The following is a 25,649-nucleotide window of genomic DNA, read 5'->3' on the forward strand; positions in this document are numbered from 1 at the left end:
GAAGTGGCGATCGAACTGCAGCGCTTTGCGGTGGAAGTGATCGCGGTGGATCGTTATGCGAACGCGCCCGCCATGCAGGTGGCGCATCGCAGTCACGTCATCGATATGCTGGACGTCGCGGCCCTGCGCGCCTTGATAGAGCAGGAAAATCCCGATCTCGTCGTTCCTGAAATCGAAGCGATTCACACGCCAACGTTGGTGGAACTGGAAAAAAAGGGGTTGAAGGTCGTTCCGACCGCGCGCGCCACCTGGCTGACCATGAATCGCGAAGGCATTCGTCGGCTCGCCGCGGAAGAACTTCGTCTGCCAACGTCGCCCTATCGCTTCTGCGACAACGAAGCGGACTATCGCGATGCCGTGGCGGCCATCGGTTTTCCGTTTGTGATCAAGCCCGTCATGAGTTCGTCGGGCAAGGGACAAAGCATCGTGCGTGATGCGTCCGGCGTACAGCACGCCTGGGACTACGCGCAATCGGGCGGCCGCGCAGGCAAAGGCAAGGTGATCGTCGAAGGCTTTGTTCCGTTCGATTATGAAATCACCTTGCTCACCGTGCGTCACAAAGCGGGCACCAGCTTCTGCGCTCCGATCGGTCATCGTCAGGAAGATGGCGACTACCGCGAATCGTGGCAGCCGCAGCCGATGAGCCCTGTCGCGCTGGCCGAGGCAGAGCGGCAGGCCGAGGCGATCACCAGCGCACTGGGTGGCTGGGGTGTCTTTGGCGTCGAGTTCTTTGTGAAAGGCGACAACGTGATTTTTTCCGAAGTCAGTCCGCGTCCGCACGACACCGGTCTGGTCACGCTGATCTCCCAAGATATCTCCGAGTTCGCACTACATGCGCGAGCGATTTTGGGCTTGCCGATTCCCATCATTCGTCAGAACGGTGCGTCGGCATCTTGCGCCGTGCTCGTGGAAGGCGAAGGGCGTGCGCCGCGTTATCACGGCGTTGCCGATGCCCTGGCCGAAATGGATACCCAACTGCGTATTTTCGGCAAGCCCGAGGTGAAAGGCCGCCGTCGCATGGCGGTAACGTTGGCGCGCGATACCGATATCGAAGCGGCGAAAGCCAAGGCCATCCGTGCCGCCAAAGTCATTCGCACGGAGTTGTAGAGCACGCAGTTGTAGAATCCGAGCGCTACCTGCGGCACCGACGCCGCGCACATATCAAGACCATAACGGCGACAGCCGTTGCCGAACGGAGAACGGGGATGGAATCGACAGGTTTTGCACATTGGTTGGTTGTGCTGGTGGAAACCTTCGCACTCTTATTCGTGCTGCTACTGGTGGTCGTGATTCTGGTCGTGATGGTGGTCTGGGTGCTCGACCGCAATCAGACGCACAACTCGGTGCTGCGCAACTATCCGGTGATCGGTCACTTCCGTTACTGGTTCCTGCATCTGGGTGAATTCTTCCGACAGTATCTTTATTCCAGCGATCGCGAAGAGCTGCCCTTCAATCGCGCGCAACGCATGTGGGTGTATCGCGCGGCGAAGAATTCGGAAAACACCAATTCGTTCGGTTCCACGCGCGATTTGCGCGGAGAGGGCGTGCCGTTCTTCGTCAACGCGGCTTTTCCATCATTGGGCGATCATCACGTCGATCCTAAACCGGTGCGTATCGGCCCGTATTCGCGCGAACCCTATGACCACGCATCGTTCTTCAATATTTCCGCGATGAGCTTCGGCGCACTGTCTGCGCCTGCCGTGCGTGCGCTGTCTATCGGAGCGAAGAAGGCCGGCATCTGGATGGATACGGGCGAGGGCGGTTTGGCCCCGTATCACCTGGAGGGCGGTTGCGACATCGTGTTCGAGATCGGCACTGCGAAGTACGGCGTGCGCACGCCGGATGGCAAGCTCGATGATCAGAAGCTGCTGGCGATCTGCACGCATAAGCAGGTGAAGATGGTCAGCATCAAGCTTGGGCAAGGCGCCAAGCCGGGCATGGGCGGCTTATTGCCCGCGGCGAAAGTAACGCCGGAAATTGCTGAAATTCGTGGTATTCCAGTCGGCAAGGATTCGCAAAGCCCCAATCGCCATCTGGATATCGGCAATGTTTCCCAATTGATGGACTCCATCAACCATATTCGCGATCTCACCGGCAAACCCACGGGCTTCAAAGCGGTGTTCGGCGACATGGGATGGATCGACGAGCTGTGCGATGAGATTTACAAGCGTGGCATCGAAAGCGCACCGGATTTCATCATCGTGGACGGTTCGGAAGGCGGCACGGGCGCGGCGCCGCAAACATTGATGGAAGGTGTGGGCTTGCCCTTGCATGAAGCGCTGCCCGGGTTGGTGGATACGTTAACCGTCAAAGGCCTGCGCGACCGCATCAAGGTCATCTGCTCGGGCAAGTGCATCACCGCTTACGATGTCGCGTGGGCGTTGTCGATGGGCGCCGACTTCGTCAATTCAGCGCGCGGTTTCATGCTCGCGCTGGGTTGCATTCAGTCGCTGCAGTGCAGCCGCAATACGTGCCCGACTGGTATTACGACACAGAATCCTCGCCTGCAACGCGGTTTGGTTGTGACCGACAAGAGCGAGCGTGTTGCGCATTACGCGAAAAACGTGATGCACGAAGTCGGCATCATCGCGCATAGCTGCGGTGTGGACGATCCGCGCGAACTGGATCGCACGCATTGTCGTATCGTCGGCGATGACGGTATTTCCGTGCCGCTTATCAAGTTGTTCCCGTATGCGAGGGCGCCGGAACGACAGAAGGCTAGCGAATTGCCGTAATCCCGTATTGGCGCAGATCAGCGGCGCAGATCTGTCCAGCCTTCCGTCGTGCGCACCTGCAGCGGCTGGAAGCGCTTCTTGTAATCCATCTTGGGATGGCCATCGATCCAGAAGCCAAGGTAAACCCAGGGGATGCCACGGCGTCGCGCCAACTCGACTTGCTGCAGGATCGCAAACGTACCCAGCCCACGGTCTTGTTCGTCCGGGTCATAGAACGTATAGACCGCGGAAATGCCCGCGTTGCACACATCGGTCACTGCGACGCCAATGAGGCGATCGGCCAGATGCATCTCTAGAAAAACGGTCGGACTCCATGGCGCGGTGAGAAAGCGTCGAAAGTCGCTCGCTTCCGCCTCGTCCATACCGCCGCCAGGATGGCGCGCGCGCAGATAGCGCGAATAGAGCACGTGGCGTTCGCTGTTATAGCCGGCCATGCGTTCGCTCACGGTGACGTCGGCGTTGCGTTTCAGACAGCGACGTTGCGAGCGATCGGGTTTGAAGCGCGCCACATCGATGCGGCAGGGCGTGCACGCATGACAATTGGGGCAATGCGGAAAATAAAGATGACCGCCCGCACGACGAAAACCGTGATCCAGCGCCGCGCCGTACAACCGATCCAACTGCGGTGCAGCCGGATCGATCACGAGGTTCTGTGCCGTGCGCCCGGCAAAATAACCGCAGGTGTGCGGCAGAGTTTGGAATAGTCGGACGTGATCGGAGCGCATGACCCGATTCTATGACCGCTGGCGGCCGCCGTGGCAAGCGTTTTCAGGCAGAAAAACGATTTTAGAGTCGCTACGTTTTGTTAGCGACGCTTAGATGACATGCAGGTAACGCAGAGCCAACACCATGAACACGCCCAGGATGGCCAGCAGAACGATGCGCCTGACCCGCGTAACCGTATGTTCCCGGCGGACATACACCGTGCCGGGATCGCGCTCGGCCCGCAATTCTTCGCCGTGGCGGACGATCGACTCGATGCCCAGCTGGCGGAGCAGCTCGCGCGCTTTCGTGTAGTCGTCCGCGCGGCTGACCCATACCTGTGGCCAGCTGTCGCGGTTTTCCCTGCGCTGTTGATAGCTAAAGCGCTGATAGCTCGGCCGGTTCCAGTTGGAACGGTTGGTGATGGTGGTCTCGACACCGTTTTCGCTCATAAAGGCGACGACGCGGTCGATGTTTTCCTGACGCGGGGAGGTGTAGAGCAGGCGCATGCGATAAGTCTAATCAATCGCCACGCAGGCGGATTAACCCTTCCTGCGCAGTCGACGCCACCAGCCGGCCGTCCCGGCTGAAGATCTGCCCGCGGGCTAGGCCGCGGGAGCCCTGCGCGGTCGGGCTGTCGAAGGAGTAAAGCAGCCAGTCGTCGACACGGAAGGGGCGATGGAACCACAACGCATGGTCAAGGCTCGCCATCTGGATGTTGTGGGTGAGGTAGGAAATACCGTGCGGCAGCGTGGCAGTGCCGATCAGGTGGAAATCCGATGCGTAGGCCAGCAACGCGCGGTGCAGGCTCGGCGAATCGCCGATCGGCGAGGTGAGGCGGAACCAGATGTGCTGGATGGGCGGACGTTTGGCCGGGTGCAGTTCGTCCCGTGGCCAAACCTGGCGAAATTCGAACGGACCGTCGCTACCCAACCAGCGCTGCAATTTCACCGGCAACCGTGCCAGTTCCTTTGGCGGAACGCGGTGCATCGGCTCCAGATCCTCCGGCGCGGGCACTTCCGGCATGCTGGACTGATGCTCGACGCCTTTCTCGGGGATCTGGAACGACACCGCGCCGTTCAAGATGGGTTGGCCGTGCTGAATCGCCACGACCCGGCGGGACGAGAACGAGCCGCCGTCACGCGCACGCTCCACGCTGTAGACGATGGGTGCGTCGATATCGCCCGCGCGCAGGAAATAAGCGTGCAGCGAATGCGCCTCGCGTGAGTCGTCGACCGTCTGCTGTGCGGCCGACAGCGCCTGGCCAAGCACTTGGCCGCCGAACACGAAGCGCGTGCCGATGTCCCGGCTCTGGCCGCGAAAAAGATTGTCTTCCAGCCGTTCGAGCTGCAACAGCTCGACCAGTTCGTTGACGTGTGCTTCCCGCATGGCGGTGGCCCGTGGCGTAAAAAGTAGCCCGCGATTATAGCGGTGCGGCGGTGGCTAATGGCTTGCGCCGATGCGTTTCAAACCGCTGCCCGCAAGTACCTCGGCCCACGGGAACAGTGGACCGGGGTCGAGCTTGCGCGGCACTTCCTTGGTCGGATCGTCGCTTGCCGCCACCCGGGCGACGTCCAGATCCTCATGACCGGCGATCTCATCCAGGTTTGGATAGTCCGCTCGAAGCTGCGCCAGCAGCGCTCGCAGCGAGGCGATCTGCGCGGCAGTGTAGGGTTCCGTCATGGTTTGCTGGTGGGAATCGAACCAGTGCGGATAGCGGCCGCGGTTCACCAACTCGATGCCGATGGATTGCGGGTTATATCCGCGCACATGATGGGCGATGCGGGTACCGGGCGCGTATAGGTAAACCGAGCCGTCACGGTCGATGTAATAGTGGCCGCTGTTGCCGGTGCCGTCGTCGTACAACACCTTCTCGCCGTACTCGCGGGCTGTCGCAAGGTCCGGCAGTTCCGTGCAATGAATCACCACTAGCGTGACCGCACTGGCAGGACGTTCGGGCAATTTTGCGACGTAGGGCAGCGGCTGGTCGTGAATGGTCAGCATCGGCATGACGGCAGTCTCGCATGGGCGGGGCTATCATGCGCGTCCTGTTTGGCACGTTTATGGAGAGGGTTATGCCCGGACACGTCATTCTTTCCCATGGTTCGGACTCGGGCCCGGACGCTACCAAGGTCAGCGCGCTGGCCAAGGTTGCCGAGGCGATGGGATGGACCAGTGAACGCCCCGACTATCGCCAGGACGATGCGCTCGGACACGCCGGATGCATCGCGCCGCGTGTCGCACGCTTGCACGAACGCATCGCCGCAAGCAGCGCCCAACCGGTGTTGGTGGGTTCGAGCATGGGGTCCTTCGTTTCGGGTCTTGCGTCGCTGGAGTTGCCTGTTGCGGGGTTGTTCCTGCTCGCTACACCGGCCACGATTCCCGGTAGCGACTTTGCATTCGATGTGCGGCTGGACGTGCCCACATTGCTCGTTCACGGCTGGCAGGACGATGTCTGTCCGCTGGATGACATTTACGAATTCGCCATGCGCCGTTCATTGCCGTTGCTGGTGCTGGACGATGACCATCGTCTGAGTGCACACGTCGAGGCGATTGCGCGTCAATTCGGTCTCTTTCTGGAACAACTGGCAGCGCGCACTTGAGCGATTACTTTGCAACGTGTCCCAAGGGACTGGAATATCTGCTGCGCGATGAACTGATCGCGCTTGGCGCTACCGACGTGCACGAAGCGCTGGCCGGCGTGCGTTTTTCAGGCGACCTGGAAACTGCGTATCGCGCCTGTCTGTGGTCGCGTCTGGCTAGCCGCATCCTGGTGCCTATTGCTGAATTCGATGCTGCGTCGGACGAGGCGCTGTACGCGGGCGTGCAATCCGTCGATTGGTCGAACCATCTGGCGCCGCACGCCACCTTGGCGGTGGATGCCAACACGTCTCAAAGCAAGATGGCGCATAGCCAGTTTCTTGCGCAGCGTGTCAAAGACGCCGTGGTAGATCAATTCCGTGAACGCGGACAGGAACGTCCCGCGGTCGATACGGAAGAGCCGGATGTGCGCATCAATCTTCGGCTGCGGCGCGATCGTGCGACCTTGTCGATCGATCTTGCCGGTGCGCCATTGCATCGCCGCGGGTGGCGCGAGCAGCAGGGCGAAGCGCCGCTCAAGGAAAACCTCGCCGCAGCGATGTTGCTCCGTGCCGGCTGGCCGCAAATTTACGCGCAAGGCGGCGCATTGCTCGATCCGATGTGTGGATCGGGCACGTTGTTGATCGAAGGTGCATTGATGGCAGCGGACGTTGCGCCGGGATTGCGCCGCGACTATTACGGCTTCCTCGGCTGGAAGCAGCACGACATTCCGCTGTGGCGCGGTTTGCTGGACGAGGCGCGCAAGCGCGCCGAAGCCGGGCTGCCCGCGCTGCGCAGTTGCTTCTTCGGTTCCGATACCGATTCGCGCATGGTGCAGACGGCCAAGCGCAACGCGCAGGAAGCCGGCGTCGCTGGCTTTTTTACGCTGGATCGCCACGATGCACTGCATGTCGCGCCGCCTCCGGGCGTCACCAGCGGCCTGGTGATCACCAACCCGCCGTACGGCGAACGACTGGGCGATCGCGAAAGCATGCCCAAGCTTTACCGCATGCTTGGCGAAACACTGCGCGATCGCTTCACGGGATGGCGCGCGGCCATACTCGCCGGTGACGCGGAACTTGGCCGTGCGACAACGCTTCGTCCCGAAAAGAAATATGCGCTCTACAACGGCGCACTGGAAACCGTACTGCTGATCTTCGAGTTGCATCCGCGTGATGAAACGCCGCGCGAGAGACCGCCGCTTTCCACCGGCGCGCAGATGCTGAAGAACCGGCTGGAAAAGAATGTTCGCCATTTGCGCAAACGGCTGGAACGCGAAGGCATCCATGCGTGGCGTGCGTACGATCAGGATCTGCCTGAATACGCCGCCGCAATCGATGTCTACACCGACATTTCCAACACGACGCATTTGCACATCCAGGAATATCGCGCACCCGCCGATGTGCCTACCGATGTCAGCCAAACCCGCGTGCGCGAGATCGCACGCGTTGCCGGTGAAATTTTCGAAACGCCGCGCTCACGCATCGCCCTGAAGACGCGCGAACGTGGCAAGGGCGGCTCCAAATACGGTCAATTCGACCAGCGTGGCGAATTCATCGAAGTGGAAGAGGGCGGCCTGACGTTCCTGGTCAATCTTTACGATTATCTGGATACAGGCCTTTTTCTCGATCACCGTTTGGTGCGTGCAAAGCTGCGCGAGTTGGCCAAAGGACGCCGTTTCCTCAACCTGTTCGCCTATACCGCCACGGCCAGCGTCTACGCCGCCGCGGGTGGTGCGCGTGACACAACCAGCGTGGATCTCTCGGGCACGTATTTGGATTGGGCGTCGCGCAATCTCGCACGCAATGGATTCACCGGGACGAAACATCGCCTGATGCAATCGGATGCGGCGAGTTTTCTGCGGGGCTCACGCGACCATTACGGCCTGATCTATGTCGATCCGCCGACCTTTTCCAATTCCAAGCGCGCCGACGATTTCGATGTGCAGCGCGATCACGCCGCACTGCTGTTGGCATGCGCGGATCGTCTTACTGGCGATGGCGTTATCGTGTTTTCGAACAATTTTCGCCGCTTCACGCTCGACCGGGAGGCACTCGAAGATCGCCTGACCATCGAGAACTGGGGCGCTGCCAGCATTCCCTTCGATTTCTCGCGCCGGGCCAACATTCACGACTGCTGGCTGCTGCGGTTGAAAGCAGCTGAGGGCGGGGTAAATCCGTGGGCAAATGTGAATGTAAAGAAATGAAACGCTTCAGTACAGATTAAGCGCCTGGGATCGAACATTACTTCCATCTTGACGGAGGTGTGTCATGTTCAAACGTAATGTCGGCAAGTTCGTAGCGATCGGTCTGGCTCTCGCCACTGCCGCGGCTGTGCCGGTAGGCGCATCTGCAGCCCCCTGGGGTTGGCACGGTGGTGGTGGGTACCGCGGTGGTTACTACCATGGCGGCTGCTGCTACCGCGGTGGTGGTTATTGGTACGGCGGTCGTTGGATCGCCGGTGCAGTGGTCGGTGGTCTGGTGGCCGGTGCAGTGATCAGCGCGACGGCTCCGCCCCCGTACTACTACGGGCCGCCGGCGGTCGTGTACGGCCCTGGTTACTATGCTCCAGGCACAGTGGTTTACAGCGCCCCGCCTCCGCCCCCGGTGACGGTGGTTGCACCCGACCCGTACCAGACTCGCTATGTCGGCCCTGCTCAATAATTGATCAGCGGCTGATTCATCCAAGCAGTCCCAAAGAGCCCGGCCACGCCGGGCTCTTTTTTTGTGCACTGCAGTTTGCACTCCGACGGGGTCTGGGGGTTAAGTGTGCTTTCGCCATGCGGGGTTGATTGCACATTTATCGTCCCCAAGCTTGTGTATCGAGTACAACGCAGCGCCACGAAGATGAGGGGTCCTCATGACACCGCTTCATTGCTGTATCGCCACGCAACGATCGGTTGAGTCACGGTCACGACGATCCCGCACCATGTGCACGTCACGCTCTGTGAACGAGCAGTGCGGCATGGTTGCAGACATGCCTCTTCGCTGATCCGCCTCCCCCTAGGGTGTATCGCAGCAACTCCATTCGCATCCCAATTGCGTCATGAACTCTCCCACATTAGCAGTCCACACTGAGGACGTTCTTGCGCGTTTCATGCGCATCCGTCGTCAAACCCTCGCGCTGACCAACGGGCTTGCACCTGAAGATATGCAGGTGCAATCGATGCCCGATGCTAGTCCCAGCAAATGGCATCTCGCGCATACCACATGGTTCTTCGAGCAGTTCGTGCTCGGGAACGATGCGTCGTATCAATCGCCCAATCCGGCGTGGTATTACCTGTTCAATTCGTATTACGAATCGGTAGGCCCGATGCATGCGCGACCGCAGCGCGGATTGTTGTCGCGACCCACCGTGGACGAAATTCGCGATTACCGTGCTCGCATCGACGAGGCGGTGGGTGAATTGATCTCGCGCGGCATCGATGCCGAGCTCGCGTCGCGTATCGAACTCGGATTGCATCACGAGCAGCAGCATCAGGAGTTGCTGCTGACCGACCTGAAGCATGCGTTCTGGAGCAATCCGTTGCGGCCCGCCTATCGCGATGTCGTAACCGGTACATCGGCCAGCCCATCGACGCCGATGCGCTTTGCTGCCGGAAGGGAGGGCGGGGTCGATATCGGTCATCAAGGCAACCGCTTCGCTTACGACAACGAAACGCCACGACATCGCACGTGGCTGTCGCCCCACACGCTCGCCAATCGTCTTGTAACAAACAGCGAATATCTTGCGTTCGTGCGCGACGGTGGCTATCGCGAAGCAGGTTTATGGCTATCCGACGGATGGGCCATCGTGCAGCGCGAAGCTTGGCAGCGACCGTTGTATTGGCAGGAAGATTTGTCGAGTGAATTCACGCTCATGGGCATTCGCGAGCTGGAACCCAATGCGCCGGTTTGCCACCTGAGCTACTTCGAAGCCGATGCGTTTGCACGCTGGGCTGGCGCGCGGTTGCCCACGGAAGCCGAATGGGAAGACGCTGCCGCAGGCCTCAAGACCACCGGTAATTTTCTGGAAAGCCATCGCTTTCATCCGATCGCGGCATCGCACGGTGATGGTCTGCAACAGATGTATGGAGATGTCTGGGAATGGACTGCGTCGCCGTATGTCAGTTATCCCGGTTTTAAGCCTTTGCCCGGTGCGCTGGGTGAATACAACGGAAAGTTCATGAACGGACAGTGGGTGTTGCGCGGCGGTTCTTGCGTGACGCCGAACGAACACATTCGTGTCAGTTACCGAAATTTCTTTCCGCCCCACGCTCGCTGGCAATTTGCGGGCATTCGTTTGGGACACGACCGATGAGCGTTCAAGTGTTTGCACTGCGGGACGAACAGCGCCCGCCCGATAACGAGCTGTTGCAGGTTGTCCAGCGCGGGCTGCGTGCGCAGCCCAAACGTTTGCCTTCCTGGCTGTTCTACGACGAAAAAGGCTCGGAACTTTTCGAGCAGATTTGCGAGCAGCCGGAGTACTACCTGACTCGCGCGGAGATAGCGCTGCTGCGTGAACATGCAAGCGACATCGCCGACGTGCTTGGGCCCGACGTTAGACTCGTCGAATACGGCAGCGGGCACGCGATCAAAACGCGCCTGTTGCTGGAACATCTGCAGACACCTGTCTCTTGGGTGCCGATAGAAATCTCCTCCGAACCGTTGCGAATCAGCGTGCACAACGTGGAGCGGATTTTTCCGCAGCTACCTATTCAACCGCTATCGACCGACTTCACGCGCCCCCTGCGCTTGCCTGTGCCTCCGCGCATGCCGCGTCGCACGGTGATCTACTTCCCCGGTTCCACCATCGGTAATTTCGAAGAGCGCGAAGCAGCGCAATTGCTGCGCAAGATGCGCAGTGAGATGGGCGATAACGGCGGCATTCTCGTCGGCGCCGATCTCAAGAAAGAGAAGGCAGTCATCGAAGCGGCCTACAACGATGCCGCGGGTGTGACAGCAGCGTTTACGCTCAACATGCTCACCCGGCTCAATCGCGAACTTGGCTGCAACTTCGAACTCAGTGGCTTCCGCCACCGTGCCCACTACAACGCCATGATCGGTCGTATCGAAACGCACATACTCAGCAATCGCGAACAGCGCGTGCGCGTAGGACGAATGCAGGTGCTTTTCCGCGAGGACGAAGCGATGCAGGTTGAGTACAGCTGCAAGTATTCACTGGAAGATTTTGCGGAGCTGGCCGCTTCGGCGGGTTTGGCCGTGCAGCACGTGTGGACCGATGCGGGCGGTCTTTTCAGCCTGCAGCATCTGACCAGAGCAGGCGTGAAGTAACGCACGGAATCTGAGCCGTCATTCCCGCGAAAGCGGGAATGACGAGCAAAGCAGTAGGTTCTAAGCTGCTTTCCTTGCACCGAGCCGGCCGAGAATATCTTCGGCAGCTCGAATGCGTTCGGTAGCGCCGGGCAATTCTAGATTGACCTTCAGCTTGTCCTGGCCATCGAGCTTGTACACGCGGGGCTGACTCTGGATCAGGCGTATGATCGCCATCGGGTCGACATCCGGCTTGTCGCGGAACGTGACACGGCCGCCGTTCGCACCGAAGTCGAGTTTGCGGATACCCAGCGGTGTCGCCATCAATTTCAGGCTCGCAATGGCAAAGAGTTGCTTCACGGCATCGGGCAGCAGACCGAAGCGATCGATCATTTCCACTTGCAACTCGCGTAGCGCGTGATGATCGCGCGCGCTGGCGATGCGTTTGTAGAGCGTCAGACGCGTATGAACGTCGGGCAGGTAGTCGTCCGGGATCAATGCGGGCAGATGCAATTCCACTTCTGTTTCATGCTCGCTGGTGAGATCGAAGTCGGGCACCTTGCCGGATTTCAGCGCGCGAACGGCACGCTCCAGCAGTTCGGTGTAGAGACCGAAGCCGATTTCCTGGATCTGTCCCGACTGCTCATCGCCAAGCAGTTCGCCCGCGCCGCGGATTTCCAGATCGTGCGTGGCAAGCGTGAAGCCTGCACCGAGTTCTTCGAGCGACGCTAGCGCTTCGAGACGCTTCTCCGCGTCGGCCGTTATCGCCTTGCGATCCGGCACGATCAGATAGGCATACGCACGATGGTGCGAGCGTCCCACGCGACCACGCAGCTGATGCAACTGCGCCAAGCCAAATCGATCCGCACGATTGATGATGATCGTGTTGGCAGTGGGGATATCGATACCTGTCTCGATAATGGTGGTGCAGACCAGTACGTTGAAGCGCTGGCGATGGAAATCCGCCATGACTTGTTCCAGCTCGCGCTCGGGCATCTGTCCGTGTGCGATGCCGATGCGTGCATCTGGAATGAGTTCCTGTATTTCGCGCGCGGTGCGTTCGATGCTGTCGACTTCGTTATGTAGAAAATAGATCTGACCGCCGCGTTGCAACTCGCGCTGGAATGCTTCGCGGATCAGTGCGGGCTCCCAGGCGGAAATAAACGTGCGCACGGCCATGCGATGGGCCGGCGGTGTGGCGATCAGTGATAGATCGCGCAAACCGCTCATCGCCATGTTCAAGGTGCGCGGAATCGGTGTGGCCGTCATGGTCAATAGATCGACCTCGGCACGCAGCTTTTTCAACTGTTCTTTCTGGCGCACGCCAAAGCGCTGTTCTTCGTCGACGATCACAAGCCCAAGCTGCTTGAATTTGATGTCAGGCTGCAGCAACTTGTGCGTGCCGACGATTACGTCGATCTGCCCGTCGGCAAGGCGCTTGAGCGCCTCGTTCACGTCCTTAGTGGAGCGGAAGCGCGACAGCACATCGACCTTCACTGGCCAATCCGCAAAGCGGTCGGCAAAGTTGCGATAGTGCTGCTGGGCGAGCAGGGTGGTGGGTACCAATACCGCAACTTGCTTGCCTGCGGTGGCGGCCGCAAACGCAGCGCGCAAGGCCACTTCTGTCTTGCCAAAGCCGACGTCGCCGCAAATCACGCGATCCATGGCGCGTGGTGCGGCCAGATCGCCAAGGACAGCATCGATGGCCTGCTGCTGATCGGGCGTTTCTTCGAAGGGAAAGGTGCTGCCGAATTCCTCGATCAATTGGCGATCGATCGGTATCGATTCGCCGCCGCGCGCTTCGCGTTGCGCGTAGATGGCAAGCAACTCGGCCGCGACATCGCGAACCTTCTCGGCGGCTTTCTTACGTGCGCGTTCCCACGCATCGCCACCCAGTGAATGCAGTGGCGCGAGTTCCGGTGCGGTACCGGAATAGCGGCTCACCAGCCCCAGCTGCGCCACCGGCACGTACAGTTTGTCGCCCTTGGCATATTCGATGGTGAGGAACTCACCCTCCATGCCGCCCAGTTCCATCGAAATCAGGCCCTGATAGCGGCCCACGCCATGATCGACGTGCACGATGGGCGAACCGATCGAAAGCTCGGTGAGATCGCGGATAACCGATTCTGGATCGCGCGCTGCGCCACGACGACGTTTGCGCTCCGTGCGCACACGCTCGCCGAACAGTTCGCGTTCCGTCAGCACGGTCAGCGCGGGTTTGCTCAGCGCGAAACCTTGCTCCATCGGGGCGATGGTGATGGCGAGCTTCGCGCTGTCATTGTTGAGAAATGCGTGCCAACTATCGACGTTTTGCGGCCGAAGACCGACTACCGCCACCTGTTCAAGCAGGGCTTCGCGGCGGCCCGCCGAGTCGGCTGCAATCAGCACGCGTCCCGGATAGTTATCGATGAAGTGACGCAGCGATGTGCCGGGTTCTTCACCCTTGCGATTGAGCGGCAGTTCCGGCGCCGGTTGCGTGCCCGACGACGTTGCGTGCTCGTGGCCGCTCTCGACCACTTCGACGCGTAGCCGCTTGTTGAGTTGCTCGCGCAACTGATCGGGCGAAAGATAAAGTTCGGCGGGCGGCAATACGGGACGTTCGATGTCGTGTGCGCGCTGATCATAACGTTCCGCGGTTTGCACCCAGAACTGTTCGGCTGCTTCACTTGTAGCTTCGCCGAGCACGAACAACGCGTCGTCCGCGAGATAATCGAACAGTGTGGCGGTGTCTTCGAAAAACAGCGGCAGGTAATACTCGATGCCGCCGGGTGTAACACCTTCCTTCATGTCCTGATAAATCGGGCAGCGGCGCACGTCGATCGGGAAGCGTTCGCGCAGGCGGCTGCGGAATGCTTTCGCCGCATCGTCGGTGACTGGGAATTCGCGCGCAGGAAGCAGTTCGACTTTCTCGACTTGTTGCTGCGAGCGCTGCGTTTCCGGATCGAAACTGCGGATCGATTCCACTTCGTCATCGAATAGTTCGATGCGGTAGGGTTCGGATGCGCCCATCGGAAAGATATCGATCAACGCACCGCGCACCGCGAAATCGCCGGGTTCGGCAACTTGCGGAACGTGGCGATAACCGGAGGCTTCCAGTCGGCGTTGTTCAATCGCCAGATCGAGCTTCTGGCCTTTGCGCAGCATCAAACCCGAACCGGTGATATGCGTGCGCGGCGCAATGCGCTGCATTAACGTCGCGGCGGAGACCACCAGCACGCCGCGCTTCACGCTTGGCAACTGATACAACGTGGCAACGCGCTGAGAAACGATTTCCGGATGCGGGCTGAAAACGTCGTACGGCAACGTTTCCCAATCCGGAAAATGCAGCACCGGCAACGTGCCTGCAAAAAGGCGCAGCTCATCCTCCAGCGCATGCGCACGTTGCGTATCGCGCGTGACGACGACCAGTAATCCCTGATGCGATTGTGCCGCTTCGGCAACCAACAAGGCGCGCGCTGAACCGTGTGGCGGGGTCCAGAAGCGGCGTTGCTTGGGGGTGGTGGGAAGGGGCGGGTGGCTGATCGGGTTCGACATGGGGACGCTGCATGGCAAGACGCGGCCTCATGCCGCGCCTATCGAGCGCGCAAGTGTAGCGCGTCGCTCCGTTGAGCTCTTACAGCGTGAGGCGGATTTGCGCCGTGCCGCCTTCACCCGGCAGCATCTTGGCCACGAAGCCCAGTTCCTTGCAGAGCTGCAGCATCGGGCGGTTTTCCATCAGCACATAGCCCCAGAGCTCGCTGAGGCCGCGACGGCGGGATTCGTCGACCAGTCGCTGCATCAGCAATGCGCCCAGGCCGATGCGCGACCAGTCGCGTTCGACCAGCACGGAAAACTCGGCCGTGTTGGTGGCCTCGTCCACGAAGATGCGGCCGACGCCACGCAGCTCGGCCGGCTTCACCGTTTCGTCCATCAGGACGAAAGCGGCTTCCCATTCCGGATCGATACGGCACAGGCGCTGGGCCATCGGGGCCGGCAGCTCCGACATGGCGTGCATGAAGCGGCGACGCACATCTTCCGGCGAGAGGCGCTGGAAGCAGCGCTGCAGGGTAGCGACGTCGCCCGGCTCGATGTCACGCAGAACCAACTCGCGCCCGTCAGCGGTGTGTACAGCCTCTCCATGGGGCGTTGTAACGACGCGCGGGCGCGTGAAGCGATCGCGGCTGCGCGGAGGCAGCTGGGTGTGCCGGAAAGGGGTTCCAGAATCGCGAGGAGAGGTCATGGTCATGACCATACTTTAGCGTATTGTGTGCGCTGCAACATGAATGTGCAGTAACGCGGGGAAGTAGTTTGCGCCCAAATCCATGCAGGAGGCGTTGCGCGCCACGTCCGCTTTTCGAGAGCTAGATGACGCGCCGCAGCACGCTTTCGGCCTCAATCGGCTACATCAGGCTCGAAGAAGCTCCAGCGGACCTCGGCAAACTGCAGCTTCATCTCGCGCTCGACCGTATTGATGGCCTCGATCAGGGTGAGATTGTCGGGGGTGGGCGTCATGCGGGCCTTGATCGCCACCATCACATCCGGCCCCATCTGCACGGTGATCAGATTAAGTATCTCCGCAATTTCCGGCCGAAGGGTCAGGAACGCCAGCAGCTCGGTGCGACGACGCGGCTCCATGCCCTGACCGATAAGCAGCGCCTTCACTTCAATCGCCAGCGCAATCGCCACCACGACCAGCAACACACCAATGGCGACAGTGCCCAGCGCATCGAACATCAGATTGCCCGTGAACATGGTGGCGCCGATGGCCAACGCAGCCAGACACAAACCCAGCAGCGCGGCGAGATCTTCGCCAAAGATCACCAGCAGTTCGCTGGAACGCGTTTCGCGAAACCATCGCCACAAGTTTTGATCGCCGCGTGCGCGATTCACTTCCTGCATGCAACCGCGCATCGAGATGCTTTCCGCCACGATGCCGAACAACAACACGCCTAGCGCAAGCCAGGGCCATTTCAACGGCTCGGGCTGCGAGAACTTGTGTATGCCTTCGTAAACCGAAAACAGTCCGCCCACGGCGAAGAGCATGACTGCGACGATGAACGACCAGAAATACATCGCCCGTCCCCAGCCAAGCGGATACTCATCGGACGGCGGTTTTTTCGCTTGCTGAATGCCCAGCAGAAGCAAACCCTGATTGCCGCAATCGGCGAGCGAATGCACCGCTTCGGCCATCATCGCGCCCGAGCCGGTAATGACCGCAGCCACCAGTTTGGCGACGAAGATCGCGAAATTGGCACCTAGCGCCAACAGGATCGCTCTCAACGAATTGGCATGACCGGACATGCTTCAGTTCCTTGTTTGCGAATCCACGCGCCTAGACGCGATCAACGGATGCCAACACCCACGCCGACACCAAAATGGATATCCGGATGACCTTGCCGCATCTGGGCAGGCGTCCACACGTGCGATTGCGACACGCTTACCAGCGGATACACATATGCGGCCTGATCGACCATGCCGGAACGGCTTCCGTTGAGTTGTCCACTGAGCGTTATCAACGCACCGCCGGGGAAATTGAAGGATTCGACGTAGCCGGGAAATAGCGCAATAAAGCGCCCGGCCGGCTGCGCGTTCGCCAGCGGACGCTGCGAAGAATCGAGCGGATAGGCGAGAACTTCGATCTCGCTGTGATCCGGAAAATTACGCACGGCAATCACGCTGCCACCCCAGACGACATTACCTTTGCCGTAGTTCTCCGGCGATACCGCCACCTGCGCAGGCAACGCCGCGACCGTTCCCGGTGCGACCTGGTAAATCGGAGCGGGCGCGCATGCTGCCAATGCGAGCGCTGCCGCAGGAATCAACCCATGCCAGGGGCGAAACAGCGTACGAAGGGTCATGGCAATCTTCCTTCCCTCGGGCATGGCAACGCGGTTGCCGTCTGTATGAGCGAGCTTAGCGGGCTCGCTTCGGCGGCGGTAGCCGGGCCGGATAACGCGAGAGCGGGGGTGTCGGCGTTTTTTCGTCGTCCTGCACCAGCCAGTCGAGGAGCCATTCCGCCGGACGTTCTTGCGAGAGCAGGCGCGCCATGGCTGGCATGACGTCACGAAGCGCCTTATCGAGGTTCCACGGCGCGTTGAGAATAACCATGCCCGAACCATTCAAACGCAACGGCGAATCATCCGGATGCACCAAAAGCTCGGCGCGCAGAATGCGTCGAGCTTCGCAGTGCTGTAGCCAGCGCAAGAACGGCTGCACCTGACTGCGCAGCTTGATGGGATACCACACGGCGTACATGCCTGTCGGCCAGCGTTGCAGTGCTGCTTTCAACGCGGCTTCGATCAACCGGTATTCCGCTTCCTGCGCTTCATACGGCGGATCGATCAGCACCAACCCGCGCTTTTCTTTCGGCGGGATCAGCCCTTTGAGCGCTTCATAGCCGTTGCGGTGATGAACGTGTATGCGCGAGTCGCGATGAAAAAGCTCGCGCAATTGCGACGCTTCGTCCGGGTGAAGTTCGCAAAGCTGTGCGCTGTCGATATCGCGCATGCCCCGTGCTGCCTGCAGTGGCGAGCCTGGGTAGAGTTTCAATCCGTGCTCGTTGCCAGGCAGCGTTGTGATGGTATCGAGCCAATGGCGAAGCAGTGGTGGGAGCGCCGCGCCTTTTGCCTGACCGGACGCATGCAGATCGGGGAACAGCAAGCGCGCGATGCCGTCCTTATATTCGCCCGTCTTGCCCGCTTCCTCGCTATCGAGTGCATAGCAGCCACTACCTGCATGCGTGTCGATGAGCGCGAACGGAGTTTCCTTCACGCGTAGTGCCTGAATCAGCGCGAATAGCACGCTGCGCTTGAGCACATCGGCGAAATTGCCTGCGTGGTAGGCGTGGCGGTAATTCATGGCAGTCCAGGCAGGCTCGGGCGCTCAGTATAGGTCCCCGAGCGGCAAACAACGGGCTCAGTCGACCACGTTGTGACTCTCGGCCGTACTGAGCAGTTCGGGTTGCGCAGGTTTGCGCTCCTCGCGGTGAAGAAAGGGATGCGCAAACACGGCGCCCAGAATCACCGCCACGCCCCCATAAAACCACGCATCCAACTGACGCTGCTCGCCGAGCAGAACAATCGCCAGCACGATGGCGTAAACGGGTTCCAGGTTGGTGATCATCTGCATCATGAAAGCGCTGACGTGACGTAACGCGAACAACACCAGCGTGAATGGCAACAATGTGCAGCCGAACGCGAGGGTCAGCAGCAGGACGGCGTCGTGCGTGCTGGGTAGCTGAAAGGCTGGTCCCGTATGCGGAATCAGCGGCCCCAGCAAGGTCAGAAAAACAGTGCCCGTGCCAAGCTCGATACAGGTGACGGTGAAGGGGTCGCCGTGCTCGACCAGCCGCTTGTTGAGCGAACCAAACAACGCGACGAAAAGTGCTGATAACACGCCCACGGCGATGCCCATACGCATGCCCGAGGGGACGCCGCCGACGACCATCGCAACACCCGGCACCACGGCAATCGCTATCAGCAACTCGCGCGGATCGAATTTACGTCGCGTGATCCATGGTTCGATAAACGCAAGAAATACCGGCCCAAGTGCAATGCACGTTGCGCCCACCGACGCATTGGCGAGCTTGATCGCGGCATAAAACGTCAACCAGTGGAGAGAAACCAGCACCCCGATGCCCGCATAGGCCCATCGCAACCTCGCGGGCATGGCCTGCAAGCCGCGCCATACGCGCGGCATCAGCAACAGCGCACCGGTGACCAGCAACATGCGCCACCACACGAGCGCCAGGGCGGACAGCGTGATCAGCTTGCCGAGAATGGCCGTAAAGCCCCACAAAAGCACGCAGAAGTGAATTTGCAGGCGGGCTTTGGTGACGGGCTGCATGGTGGCCGGGATGCTTTAAAGGGCAGGCCGTCCATTCTAGCGGGCAGTTTCGGCCGGTGGGCGCGTCAATGCGTTTGATTGTTCGCCGGTACGTTGCCTCGCGCCGATCTCTTAGTGTTATCCGGCGGCGGTTTCTCGCTGCGCAATGACGTCAGCACTTGCTGGCAGGTATTCGCCGATTTGCTGTCGCGGCTTGGCACGATGACGGCGAGCAGCGCTGCTACCGGAGCGGCGACGACAGCAAGCGCCACCGCACCGCCGCCGCGCAAGATCAGCGGCCCTGGATGCACGCCGACATCTGGATCTTTCAACGTGCCTTTTACATACAGCGGTGAGCGCAACGACACGATGCGTAGACCCTTCGTATGCGGCGTCACATCAAGATTCAGATGCTCGTCGGCGAAGTTGATAGTGCCGGTGACATCGATGACAGCATCTTCCGTATCGAGCACGAACAGGCGGCTGGTGTAGAGGCCGTTTTCACCAGCCATATCGGCAGCGGCACAGTTGATCTTCACCGTTTTGTCGCCAAACAGTTTTTCGACGACAACATTGGCAATGTTGAGCCCGGCCGTTTCCAGCAGGGTTTTGCTGATCACGCCGTCATTCATCAGCAACTTCACTTCGCCGTTGGAGTCGGCCAGCAAAGCGGAAACCGAATTGCCGCTTGCGTTGAATGTAACGTCGCCATTGATCTGACCGACGCTCGATTGCATCGACTGAACTGTCGGGAAAAGTTGTTTCAGTTCCAACTGGCGGGCTTTCAGGTTCAGCGCGGTATGCATCGGTTGCGCGGCGCCATCGATGCGGATGCGGCCGTCGATGGTGCCTCCAGCCACACCCATATGAAGCGGATCCAGCCGCAGTTGGCCGTTGTCGAGATAGATATGCGTGCTGAGTGCCGTGATGGGGAGTGCGCCCGGATGCTCGATACGTGCTGCGGAGTAGGTGACATCCGCATCCATGGCGAGCAATCGGTCCGTTTTGAACTGCTCCACCGGGAGTGCCTTGTCCGAAGGCTGCTGTACCGTGTCGCCGCGTTGTTCCTTTTGAGCCTGGGTGTCTGCACCAATTAACGGGGCGAGGTCGACGAATCGCAGTTGCTGCGAGTGCAGATCGCCGGTAAGTCGCGGGCGAGCACCGCCGGTGACGGCAACGAGGTTGCCACCGATATCGCTTTCGCCGACGCGTCCACGAAAATCCTGATAGCTGTAGCGACTGCCGTGCGTGTGAAGCTCGGCGGAAAGATGGCCTTCCGTTGCGAAGGGCGGTGTTTCAGGCAAGGTGATGCCAAGGATGGGATACAACTTCGCCATGCTCGAACCCGCAAACCACACGCGCATGTTCAGCGCACCAAGATGCATCGGGTCGGTCAACGTGCCAACGAATGCTACCTTCGTATCGCCGATGTGCAGTCGTGCCTGCACGGGGAAGGGCGGATTGGCCCGTTGCAGCGCCAGCACGGCGCCCGTCTTGCCGCTGCCGGTAACGGGAGCGCCCTGATAGCTGCCACTCGCGGTCCACGCGAATTGATAGCTGGTGTGGCTTGCATTGGATGACGTGTCGGGCTTGGTTTTGTTGGAATCGACCGTCTTGGCGACGTCGTGACCGACATCCGCACGCGCTTCGCTGGTCGCCTGCGCAACGATCTGGTCATAGGGAATCGCCTGTTGGAACGGCGTGACGGTCACTTGCAAGTTGAGGCGATTCTTTGCATCGCTCACGGTGACCTGGCCTTTGTCGACGCCAACCGATCCCAGGTTCAAGGTCCACGCTGAAGGTGCGGCGTTCTGCTCGAACGCGAATTCCCAATTGATTTGCCCGTGGTTGTCGCGTTCGAGATCGATCTGCGGCCCGACAAGTTGTGCGGCAGGCACATCGATGTGATGAATCAGGAGCGCCAGCGGAGAAATGCGAAACTGCAGCGCGTCGAGCTGCGCGAACTGCGGTTGATGCGTCCACGCAGGATTGCCAATCTGGATATTGCGCGCAGTGAACGTTGGCCAGGGCACCCATGAGCGCAGTCCCTGTTCCGCAGGTTCACGCTGCCACGCTGCAGTCAGATCACCCTGGATCACAAACGGGCGGCCAATCGCAGCACTGACCTTGTCGTCTATGTACGGCTTGACCCGATTCCAGTCGAAATAGGCGACAAAGAGAACCAGCGCGAGGATCAGCACCAGCAGCACGCCCACGATCCCGGTCAATATTTTCGGGGTGCGCCTCATCACTTCCTGCTCCATGGCCCAGCCGGCTGTCGCACAGCCGGCACGGGTTCAAGAGACTATGTTGAAAGCGAAGGATTTGTGTACAAGCGGACCAACGCTCAGCACCGATTCATGCATTTGGCACAAATCGCGCCGGAAAACGCTTGTCAGGCTCAATGACTAGGGGTGGAAGCTGGCACTGTGCGAACGGGAATGTCGATATTGCATACATCAATCTTTCCTGCAGGTAATGTGTAGAAAGCATCGCGGCGATTGCGCTTGGCTTCGACGATTGCGGCGAACGTCGCACTGTCGGTACGCAGCACCTGTAACTTCTCCTGCTGGGCCGGGGGAATATCCGAGGCCAATCGAACCGAGATAATCGGGGTGCGTTGCGAGGCTTGTGTGTAAAAGCCCAACGCGCCCGTGCCGCGAGGAAGCCCCGACAGATAGGGCATACCCTCGATCACACGCCCTGCCATAGCGAGATTTCGATCGAGTCCGCGGGGTGCCTGACCGATCACGACATAGAGCGAATTGCCATTGCCGCTATCGGGCGGAATGTCGCGTGCCACGCCGACCATGCCATAGCAGTGCGTTAGCCACTCCCGTCCTGTCGCAGGATTGCGCGCGGCGGGAAAGCCTTCGGTAAAACCTACTTGTGGTGCGTAGACATCGCCATCTGGCAACGATGTCCAAGGCAGCTTGGGATCGATGTTGCGCGTGTATTCCGGCGGCAGCTTTGGCTTTGCCGAGCCAAGTGGTTTGATCTTGCTTTTGTCACCGCTGTCATCGTCATTGGGGTCGCCCCATTGGGTGACGAAATTGTCCTGCACACGGATGACCGCCAGTCCGTCGAAATAGTGTTCGTGTACAAGCGTGCGGATGTTCTGCGCGTGCAATGGAGTGAAATCGGGAGCCAGTTCGATCACTACACGTCCTTGCGGCAACTGCATATAAAGCAGATTTGCCGGATCTGGCGTGCGCCATTCATCGGGTTTCGACTTGGCGATCAACTCTTTTGCAGTAGGCGTGGACTTCGGCGTGTCGGCCGCGACAGGTAGCGCAAATAAACCGATGGCTGCCGCCAGCATCGCTGGAAGTAAGCGCGCGTGCATAAGATTCCCCTGGTGATTGGTCCACGCAGCAAGGTAGCAGACGAATGACCCTTGCGCCTACTGCTGGCGTGGATTGAATTCGGGCGATTCTCCCTGTGGATCAACCGGGTCTAGATACGTCATGTGCTAATGCAAGAGTTCCCTTTCCCTGACTTCGTTTTCACAAACTTTAATACAAGCAACCCGCACTCATGTGTCGTGCACATTTGCGCGCGGATAGTTCTCGCCACCGCAAACGCGATCTTCCTGGATTGAGCCATGAAACCTCATCACTCCGTCTATGTCCTGCGCGAGAAGCTTGAAGACGCTCGTCTCAAAGCCGTCGAAACATTGGCTGCGGCTCCTGACAATGTGTCCCTCGAGTCCCTGCGTGAACTCTCCACGCTTCATTTGGCGCTCACTGCCGTGCGGCAGGAAATCAACGAGCACGGTGCGAAAGCTGGGTGGGGTAGCGAGCAAGCACTTTCGTGAGTTTGCCCTTGCAACGCATGCGAATGTCGCTCATGTCGGCAGAGTCCATTTTCGCAGCGGTTATGGACGTGAAAATTGCCGTCACAATTGCGGTGTCTTTTATTGCCGGGCGGTTCATTTCTGGCGCGTACCATTTGCGCTGTACAAGTTGGCCCCAAGACATCACTTCTCGTGTAAGGAGTCGAAAATGTACAAGCCAATGCTTGCAGTCATGACCGTCGTTTTTTGCATCGCACTTACCGCGTGTGGCGGATCGAAAGCGGTTGCTCAAGCCAATGGCACGTGCGGTAAACAACTCACCGATTTACAGACGGCATTGAACACGGGGGCGATGACGCAGGACGAATACAATCGTTCACGCGAAGAAGCACTGAAAAACTGCTATCACAACAATTGAATTTCCTGCGCTTAATGAAGAGGCGCTCTGGACGTTTCGGGACACCTCGCCTTGGCATAGCGATCCGATCTAATAAATGGGCGCATTGACTATTGCTGAGTGCGCTCATTATTTTTGATGGCGTAAGAACTGCGGGTGGCAAGCTAACGAGCTGGTTTCTTTATTCCCAGGATCAACAGCCACAATCCTATCGTGATTTCATAAATGCCTGCAGGGCCGTAGAAGGCGAGGCCGATCGGTGCTTCGGGAAAAATAATAGTCAGCACGCACGCCAAAAGCATCACAATGTATGCAACAAGACCAAAGGCGGCAAGTAGTCGCGGAATGTAGCGTGATTTGAAAAGCAGGTAACTTGAGACAATGCATCCAAGTGCAAGGAATATCATGCCGATGTTGTAGCCGGCATCGTGCGTGTCGTTGAACAACCACATCAAGTTTTGAACTTGCGTGGAGGAGAATGCCGATGAATAGCGCGCATCCGTCAGCAGGAGCAACATGGTCATACTGTTGAGCGTTATCGCCCCAAGCACCGCCGCTTCCGCGACTCTCCAGAATGCAGCAAGCAAAGCCAGGTACCGGCCAACCGGTCTCAGCAGAATGTAAAGCGCCAGCGCGATGGCGATGTCCCCGGCAAATGCCGTGAGGTCACAGACGATGCCCACTCGGAAAAGACGTTGGGAAGCGACGATGTGGATGGCCGTCTTCGCGGGATCGTTATCGACGATAAGGCTGCCGCGCGCATTGAACTCGCCGACAACGCCACAAACCATCAGGAAAAGATAAAGAAATCCTGCGACACGAGCAGCGTAGCGTTGCTCGTTGTCGATGGCGCCGATAGTCATGTCATTCCCCATGATGGTGACAACAGCTGCGCGGAGGACTTTCACTGCACAACAGACCTTACTACCCAGCGTGCTGGCAGCGAGTGCCAGATGTCATCGTGACCAACGGCCAGGTACTGAAGGGCCAACATACGTGCCCGAAGGCTATGGGCATGGCGACTTGGCCGTCTCTCATTAATTAAAAGAGCGCTGGACAGTTTCATCAGTTACGCAGCGGTATTACGAAAAATAATCAACGTATAGGTTGACAATCAACTAATAAGTTGATATTAATGCAGCATGTTGAATATTCGACGCCCTCTACAGGTAGTTGCTGAAACCGGACTGGAGCCGGAATCGGCGAAATCGCGCCTCGATCTGGTTTTTTTTGCCCTGTCCGATCCGGTGAGGCGGGAGATTCTGGAGCGGCTGGATGGCCACGCACTGCTCGTATCCGAGCTGGCCGAGTCGTTCGATATCTCACTGCAGGCCGTGTCTCGGCACATCCAGGTATTGGTGCGCACGGGGCTTATTCAGCAGGAGCGCACTGGGCGCATCAGTCGATGCAGTCTGGATGCTGGTCCATTGCTCGATGCGGCGGTGTGGATGAATCGCTACAGCAAGTATTGGCAGCAGCAGTTCGACATGCTCGCCGCCACGTTGGCGGACATCGACGAGCGAAAAGCGAAGCAGGTACGGTCCGCGCCACCACGCAAACAAGCTAAGAAACACCCGTCACGCAAGAAGTGAACAACGCCGCACGGGATTGGCGCGACTCCCATGTCAGCGTTAGAGCGTCCTATGGAGGTTGTCATGATCAAGCATCCCATCGTCAGTCATGAGGAATGGATCGAGGCGCGCGAGCGTTTTCTCGCCAAGGAGAAGGCATTCACCCACCTTCGTGACGAGCTAAGCCGAGAACGGCAAGCGTTGCCGTGGGAACGTGTCGAAAAACGCTACGTTTTCGAAAGTGAGAAGGGTAAGGAAACGCTGGCTGATCTGTTCGGTAAATACAATCAGCTCATCATTTATCACTTCATGTTCGACCCGGACTGGGATCTCGGTTGCAAGAGTTGTTCTTTCTGGGCCGACAATTTCGACGGCATCATTCCACACCTTCACCAGCGCGATGTGTCAATGGTCGCGGTGTCGCGCGCACCACTGCATAAGTTACGAGAACAGGCACGAAAGTTCGGGTGGAAGTTCAAGTGGGTTTCTTCGTTCGGTAGCGATTTCAACTTCGACTACGGCGTTTCGTTCTCGGCGGATGCCATCGGGCGCGAAGAGGCGTTCTACAACTATGGAATGCAAAAGGTGACGGTCGAATCTCATACGAAGCAGGCGGCCAAGGAGCTTCCGGGTGTCAGTGCATTCTTCAAGAGCGACGACGAGATCTATCACACCTATTCCGCGTATTCGCGCGGCATCGACACGTTCAATGCCGCTTATCAGTTCCTCGACATAGCGCCAAAGGGGCGTGACGAGGGCAGCCTTTCTTTCCCTATGGCGTGGGTCAAGCATCGCATTGCCTACGACAGCTGA

The 25,649-nt window shown here is 59.2% G+C and carries 24 protein-coding genes; 11 read left to right on the forward strand and 13 right to left on the reverse strand.

Going from position 1 to position 25,649, the window contains the following annotated elements; genetic code table 11:
* Positions 1 to 1,107, forward strand: a 1,107-nt coding sequence (purT, locus tag VK725_RS06125) for a formate-dependent phosphoribosylglycinamide formyltransferase (RefSeq protein ID WP_325317173.1), incomplete at its 5' end; no start/stop codon positions are given.
* Positions 1,108 to 1,205: 98 nt separating this feature from the next.
* Positions 1,206 to 2,735, forward strand: coding sequence for an FMN-binding glutamate synthase family protein (locus VK725_RS06130; RefSeq protein WP_325317174.1), 1,530 nt, complete (start codon positions 1,206 to 1,208; stop codon positions 2,733 to 2,735).
* 17 nt (positions 2,736 to 2,752) lie between these two features.
* Here the strand turns inward: VK725_RS06130 and VK725_RS06135 are convergent, their stop codons facing one another.
* The 4 genes from VK725_RS06135 to VK725_RS06150 all read right to left on the reverse strand — a co-directional run bounded on the left by VK725_RS06135 (position 2,753) and on the right by VK725_RS06150 (position 5,447).
* Positions 2,753 to 3,460, reverse strand: coding sequence for an arginyltransferase (locus VK725_RS06135; RefSeq protein ID WP_325317175.1), 708 nt, complete (start codon positions 3,458 to 3,460; stop codon positions 2,753 to 2,755).
* A gap of 90 nt (positions 3,461 to 3,550) precedes the next feature.
* Complete coding sequence (locus tag VK725_RS06140; RefSeq protein ID WP_325317176.1) at positions 3,551 to 3,946, reverse strand: hypothetical protein; 396 nt, start codon at positions 3,944 to 3,946, stop codon at positions 3,551 to 3,553.
* A 13-nt stretch (positions 3,947 to 3,959) separates the two neighbouring features.
* A complete protein-coding gene (gene tesB, locus VK725_RS06145; protein ID WP_325317177.1) occupies positions 3,960 to 4,826 on the reverse strand; it encodes an acyl-CoA thioesterase II in 867 nt (288 codons plus the stop codon).
* 54 nt (positions 4,827 to 4,880) lie between these two features.
* Entirely contained in the window at positions 4,881 to 5,447 is a 567-nt protein-coding gene (locus VK725_RS06150; RefSeq protein WP_325317178.1) for an N-acetylmuramoyl-L-alanine amidase, read from the reverse strand.
* 65 nt (positions 5,448 to 5,512) lie between these two features.
* Between VK725_RS06150 and VK725_RS06155 the strand changes: the two genes are divergently transcribed.
* From VK725_RS06155 to egtD, 5 genes are all read left to right on the forward strand, one after another.
* Entirely contained in the window at positions 5,513 to 6,040 is a 528-nt protein-coding gene (locus tag VK725_RS06155; protein WP_325317179.1) for an alpha/beta hydrolase, read from the forward strand.
* The gene (gene rlmKL, locus VK725_RS06160) at positions 6,037 to 8,223 is read left to right on the forward strand and encodes a bifunctional 23S rRNA (guanine(2069)-N(7))-methyltransferase RlmK/23S rRNA (guanine(2445)-N(2))-methyltransferase RlmL (RefSeq protein ID WP_325317180.1); all 2,187 of its coding nucleotides are present in this window, start codon (positions 6,037 to 6,039) and stop codon (positions 8,221 to 8,223) included. The genes VK725_RS06155 and rlmKL overlap by 4 nt, the downstream gene beginning before the upstream one ends.
* A gap of 64 nt (positions 8,224 to 8,287) precedes the next feature.
* Positions 8,288 to 8,680, forward strand: a complete 393-nt coding sequence (locus tag VK725_RS06165) for a hypothetical protein (protein ID WP_325317181.1) — start codon at positions 8,288 to 8,290, stop codon at positions 8,678 to 8,680.
* Between the two features lie 433 nt (positions 8,681 to 9,113).
* Complete coding sequence (gene egtB / locus VK725_RS06170) at positions 9,114 to 10,316, forward strand: ergothioneine biosynthesis protein EgtB (protein ID WP_325317182.1); 1,203 nt, start codon at positions 9,114 to 9,116, stop codon at positions 10,314 to 10,316.
* Positions 10,313 to 11,290 (forward strand): L-histidine N(alpha)-methyltransferase, encoded by a 978-nt coding sequence (gene egtD / locus VK725_RS06175; RefSeq protein WP_325317183.1) that lies wholly within the window; start codon positions 10,313 to 10,315, stop codon positions 11,288 to 11,290. Before egtB ends, egtD begins: the two co-directional genes overlap by 4 nt.
* Before the next feature lie 60 nt (positions 11,291 to 11,350).
* On the opposite strand, the gene mfd is transcribed toward egtD, so the two are convergent.
* The 8 genes from mfd to VK725_RS06215 all read right to left on the reverse strand — a co-directional run bounded on the left by mfd (position 11,351) and on the right by VK725_RS06215 (position 22,418).
* Positions 11,351 to 14,803, reverse strand: a complete 3,453-nt coding sequence (gene mfd / locus VK725_RS06180) for a transcription-repair coupling factor (RefSeq protein ID WP_325317184.1) — start codon at positions 14,801 to 14,803, stop codon at positions 11,351 to 11,353.
* 79 nt (positions 14,804 to 14,882) lie between these two features.
* The gene (locus VK725_RS06185; protein ID WP_414648455.1) at positions 14,883 to 15,494 is read right to left on the reverse strand and encodes a GNAT family N-acetyltransferase; all 612 of its coding nucleotides are present in this window, start codon (positions 15,492 to 15,494) and stop codon (positions 14,883 to 14,885) included.
* Between the two features lie 146 nt (positions 15,495 to 15,640).
* Positions 15,641 to 16,549: a cation diffusion facilitator family transporter gene (locus VK725_RS06190; RefSeq protein ID WP_325317185.1), complete on the reverse strand. Its 909-nt coding sequence runs from the start codon at positions 16,547 to 16,549 to the stop codon at positions 15,641 to 15,643.
* A 41-nt stretch (positions 16,550 to 16,590) separates the two neighbouring features.
* A complete protein-coding gene (locus VK725_RS06195; protein ID WP_325317186.1) occupies positions 16,591 to 17,106 on the reverse strand; it encodes a Slp family lipoprotein in 516 nt (171 codons plus the stop codon).
* A gap of 55 nt (positions 17,107 to 17,161) precedes the next feature.
* The gene (locus VK725_RS06200; RefSeq protein WP_325317187.1) at positions 17,162 to 18,106 is read right to left on the reverse strand and encodes a 23S rRNA (adenine(2030)-N(6))-methyltransferase RlmJ; all 945 of its coding nucleotides are present in this window, start codon (positions 18,104 to 18,106) and stop codon (positions 17,162 to 17,164) included.
* A 57-nt stretch (positions 18,107 to 18,163) separates the two neighbouring features.
* Positions 18,164 to 19,093 carry a DMT family transporter gene (locus VK725_RS06205; protein ID WP_325317188.1) on the reverse strand — a complete coding sequence of 310 codons (930 nt, stop codon included), beginning with the start codon at positions 19,091 to 19,093 and terminating at the stop codon, positions 18,164 to 18,166.
* Between the two features lie 65 nt (positions 19,094 to 19,158).
* Positions 19,159 to 21,321, reverse strand: coding sequence for an AsmA family protein (locus VK725_RS06210; protein ID WP_325317201.1), 2,163 nt, complete (start codon positions 21,319 to 21,321; stop codon positions 19,159 to 19,161).
* Positions 21,322 to 21,473: 152 nt separating this feature from the next.
* Positions 21,474 to 22,418: a peptidylprolyl isomerase gene (locus tag VK725_RS06215; protein ID WP_325317189.1), complete on the reverse strand. Its 945-nt coding sequence runs from the start codon at positions 22,416 to 22,418 to the stop codon at positions 21,474 to 21,476.
* 258 nt (positions 22,419 to 22,676) lie between these two features.
* Here VK725_RS06215 and VK725_RS06220 point away from each other — a divergent pair, with 258 nt between their 5' ends.
* On the forward strand, positions 22,677 to 22,889 hold the full coding sequence (locus VK725_RS06220) for a hypothetical protein (protein WP_325317190.1): 213 nt from the start codon (positions 22,677 to 22,679) through the stop codon (positions 22,887 to 22,889).
* A 187-nt stretch (positions 22,890 to 23,076) separates the two neighbouring features.
* The gene (locus tag VK725_RS06225) at positions 23,077 to 23,286 is read left to right on the forward strand and encodes a hypothetical protein (protein ID WP_325317191.1); all 210 of its coding nucleotides are present in this window, start codon (positions 23,077 to 23,079) and stop codon (positions 23,284 to 23,286) included.
* A 143-nt stretch (positions 23,287 to 23,429) separates the two neighbouring features.
* On the opposite strand, the gene VK725_RS06230 is transcribed toward VK725_RS06225, so the two are convergent.
* Positions 23,430 to 24,128, reverse strand: a complete 699-nt coding sequence (locus VK725_RS06230) for a DUF4386 domain-containing protein (RefSeq protein WP_325317192.1) — start codon at positions 24,126 to 24,128, stop codon at positions 23,430 to 23,432.
* A 279-nt stretch (positions 24,129 to 24,407) separates the two neighbouring features.
* Between VK725_RS06230 and VK725_RS06235 the strand changes: the two genes are divergently transcribed.
* Together VK725_RS06235 and VK725_RS06240 are read left to right on the forward strand one after the other, a co-directional pair.
* Complete coding sequence (locus VK725_RS06235) at positions 24,408 to 24,857, forward strand: metalloregulator ArsR/SmtB family transcription factor (protein ID WP_325317193.1); 450 nt, start codon at positions 24,408 to 24,410, stop codon at positions 24,855 to 24,857.
* A 63-nt stretch (positions 24,858 to 24,920) separates the two neighbouring features.
* A complete protein-coding gene (locus VK725_RS06240) occupies positions 24,921 to 25,649 on the forward strand; it encodes a DUF899 domain-containing protein (protein WP_325317194.1) in 729 nt (242 codons plus the stop codon).

The organism is Dyella sp., from assembly GCF_035486915.1.
GTDB lineage: Bacteria > Pseudomonadota > Gammaproteobacteria > Xanthomonadales > Rhodanobacteraceae > Dyella_B.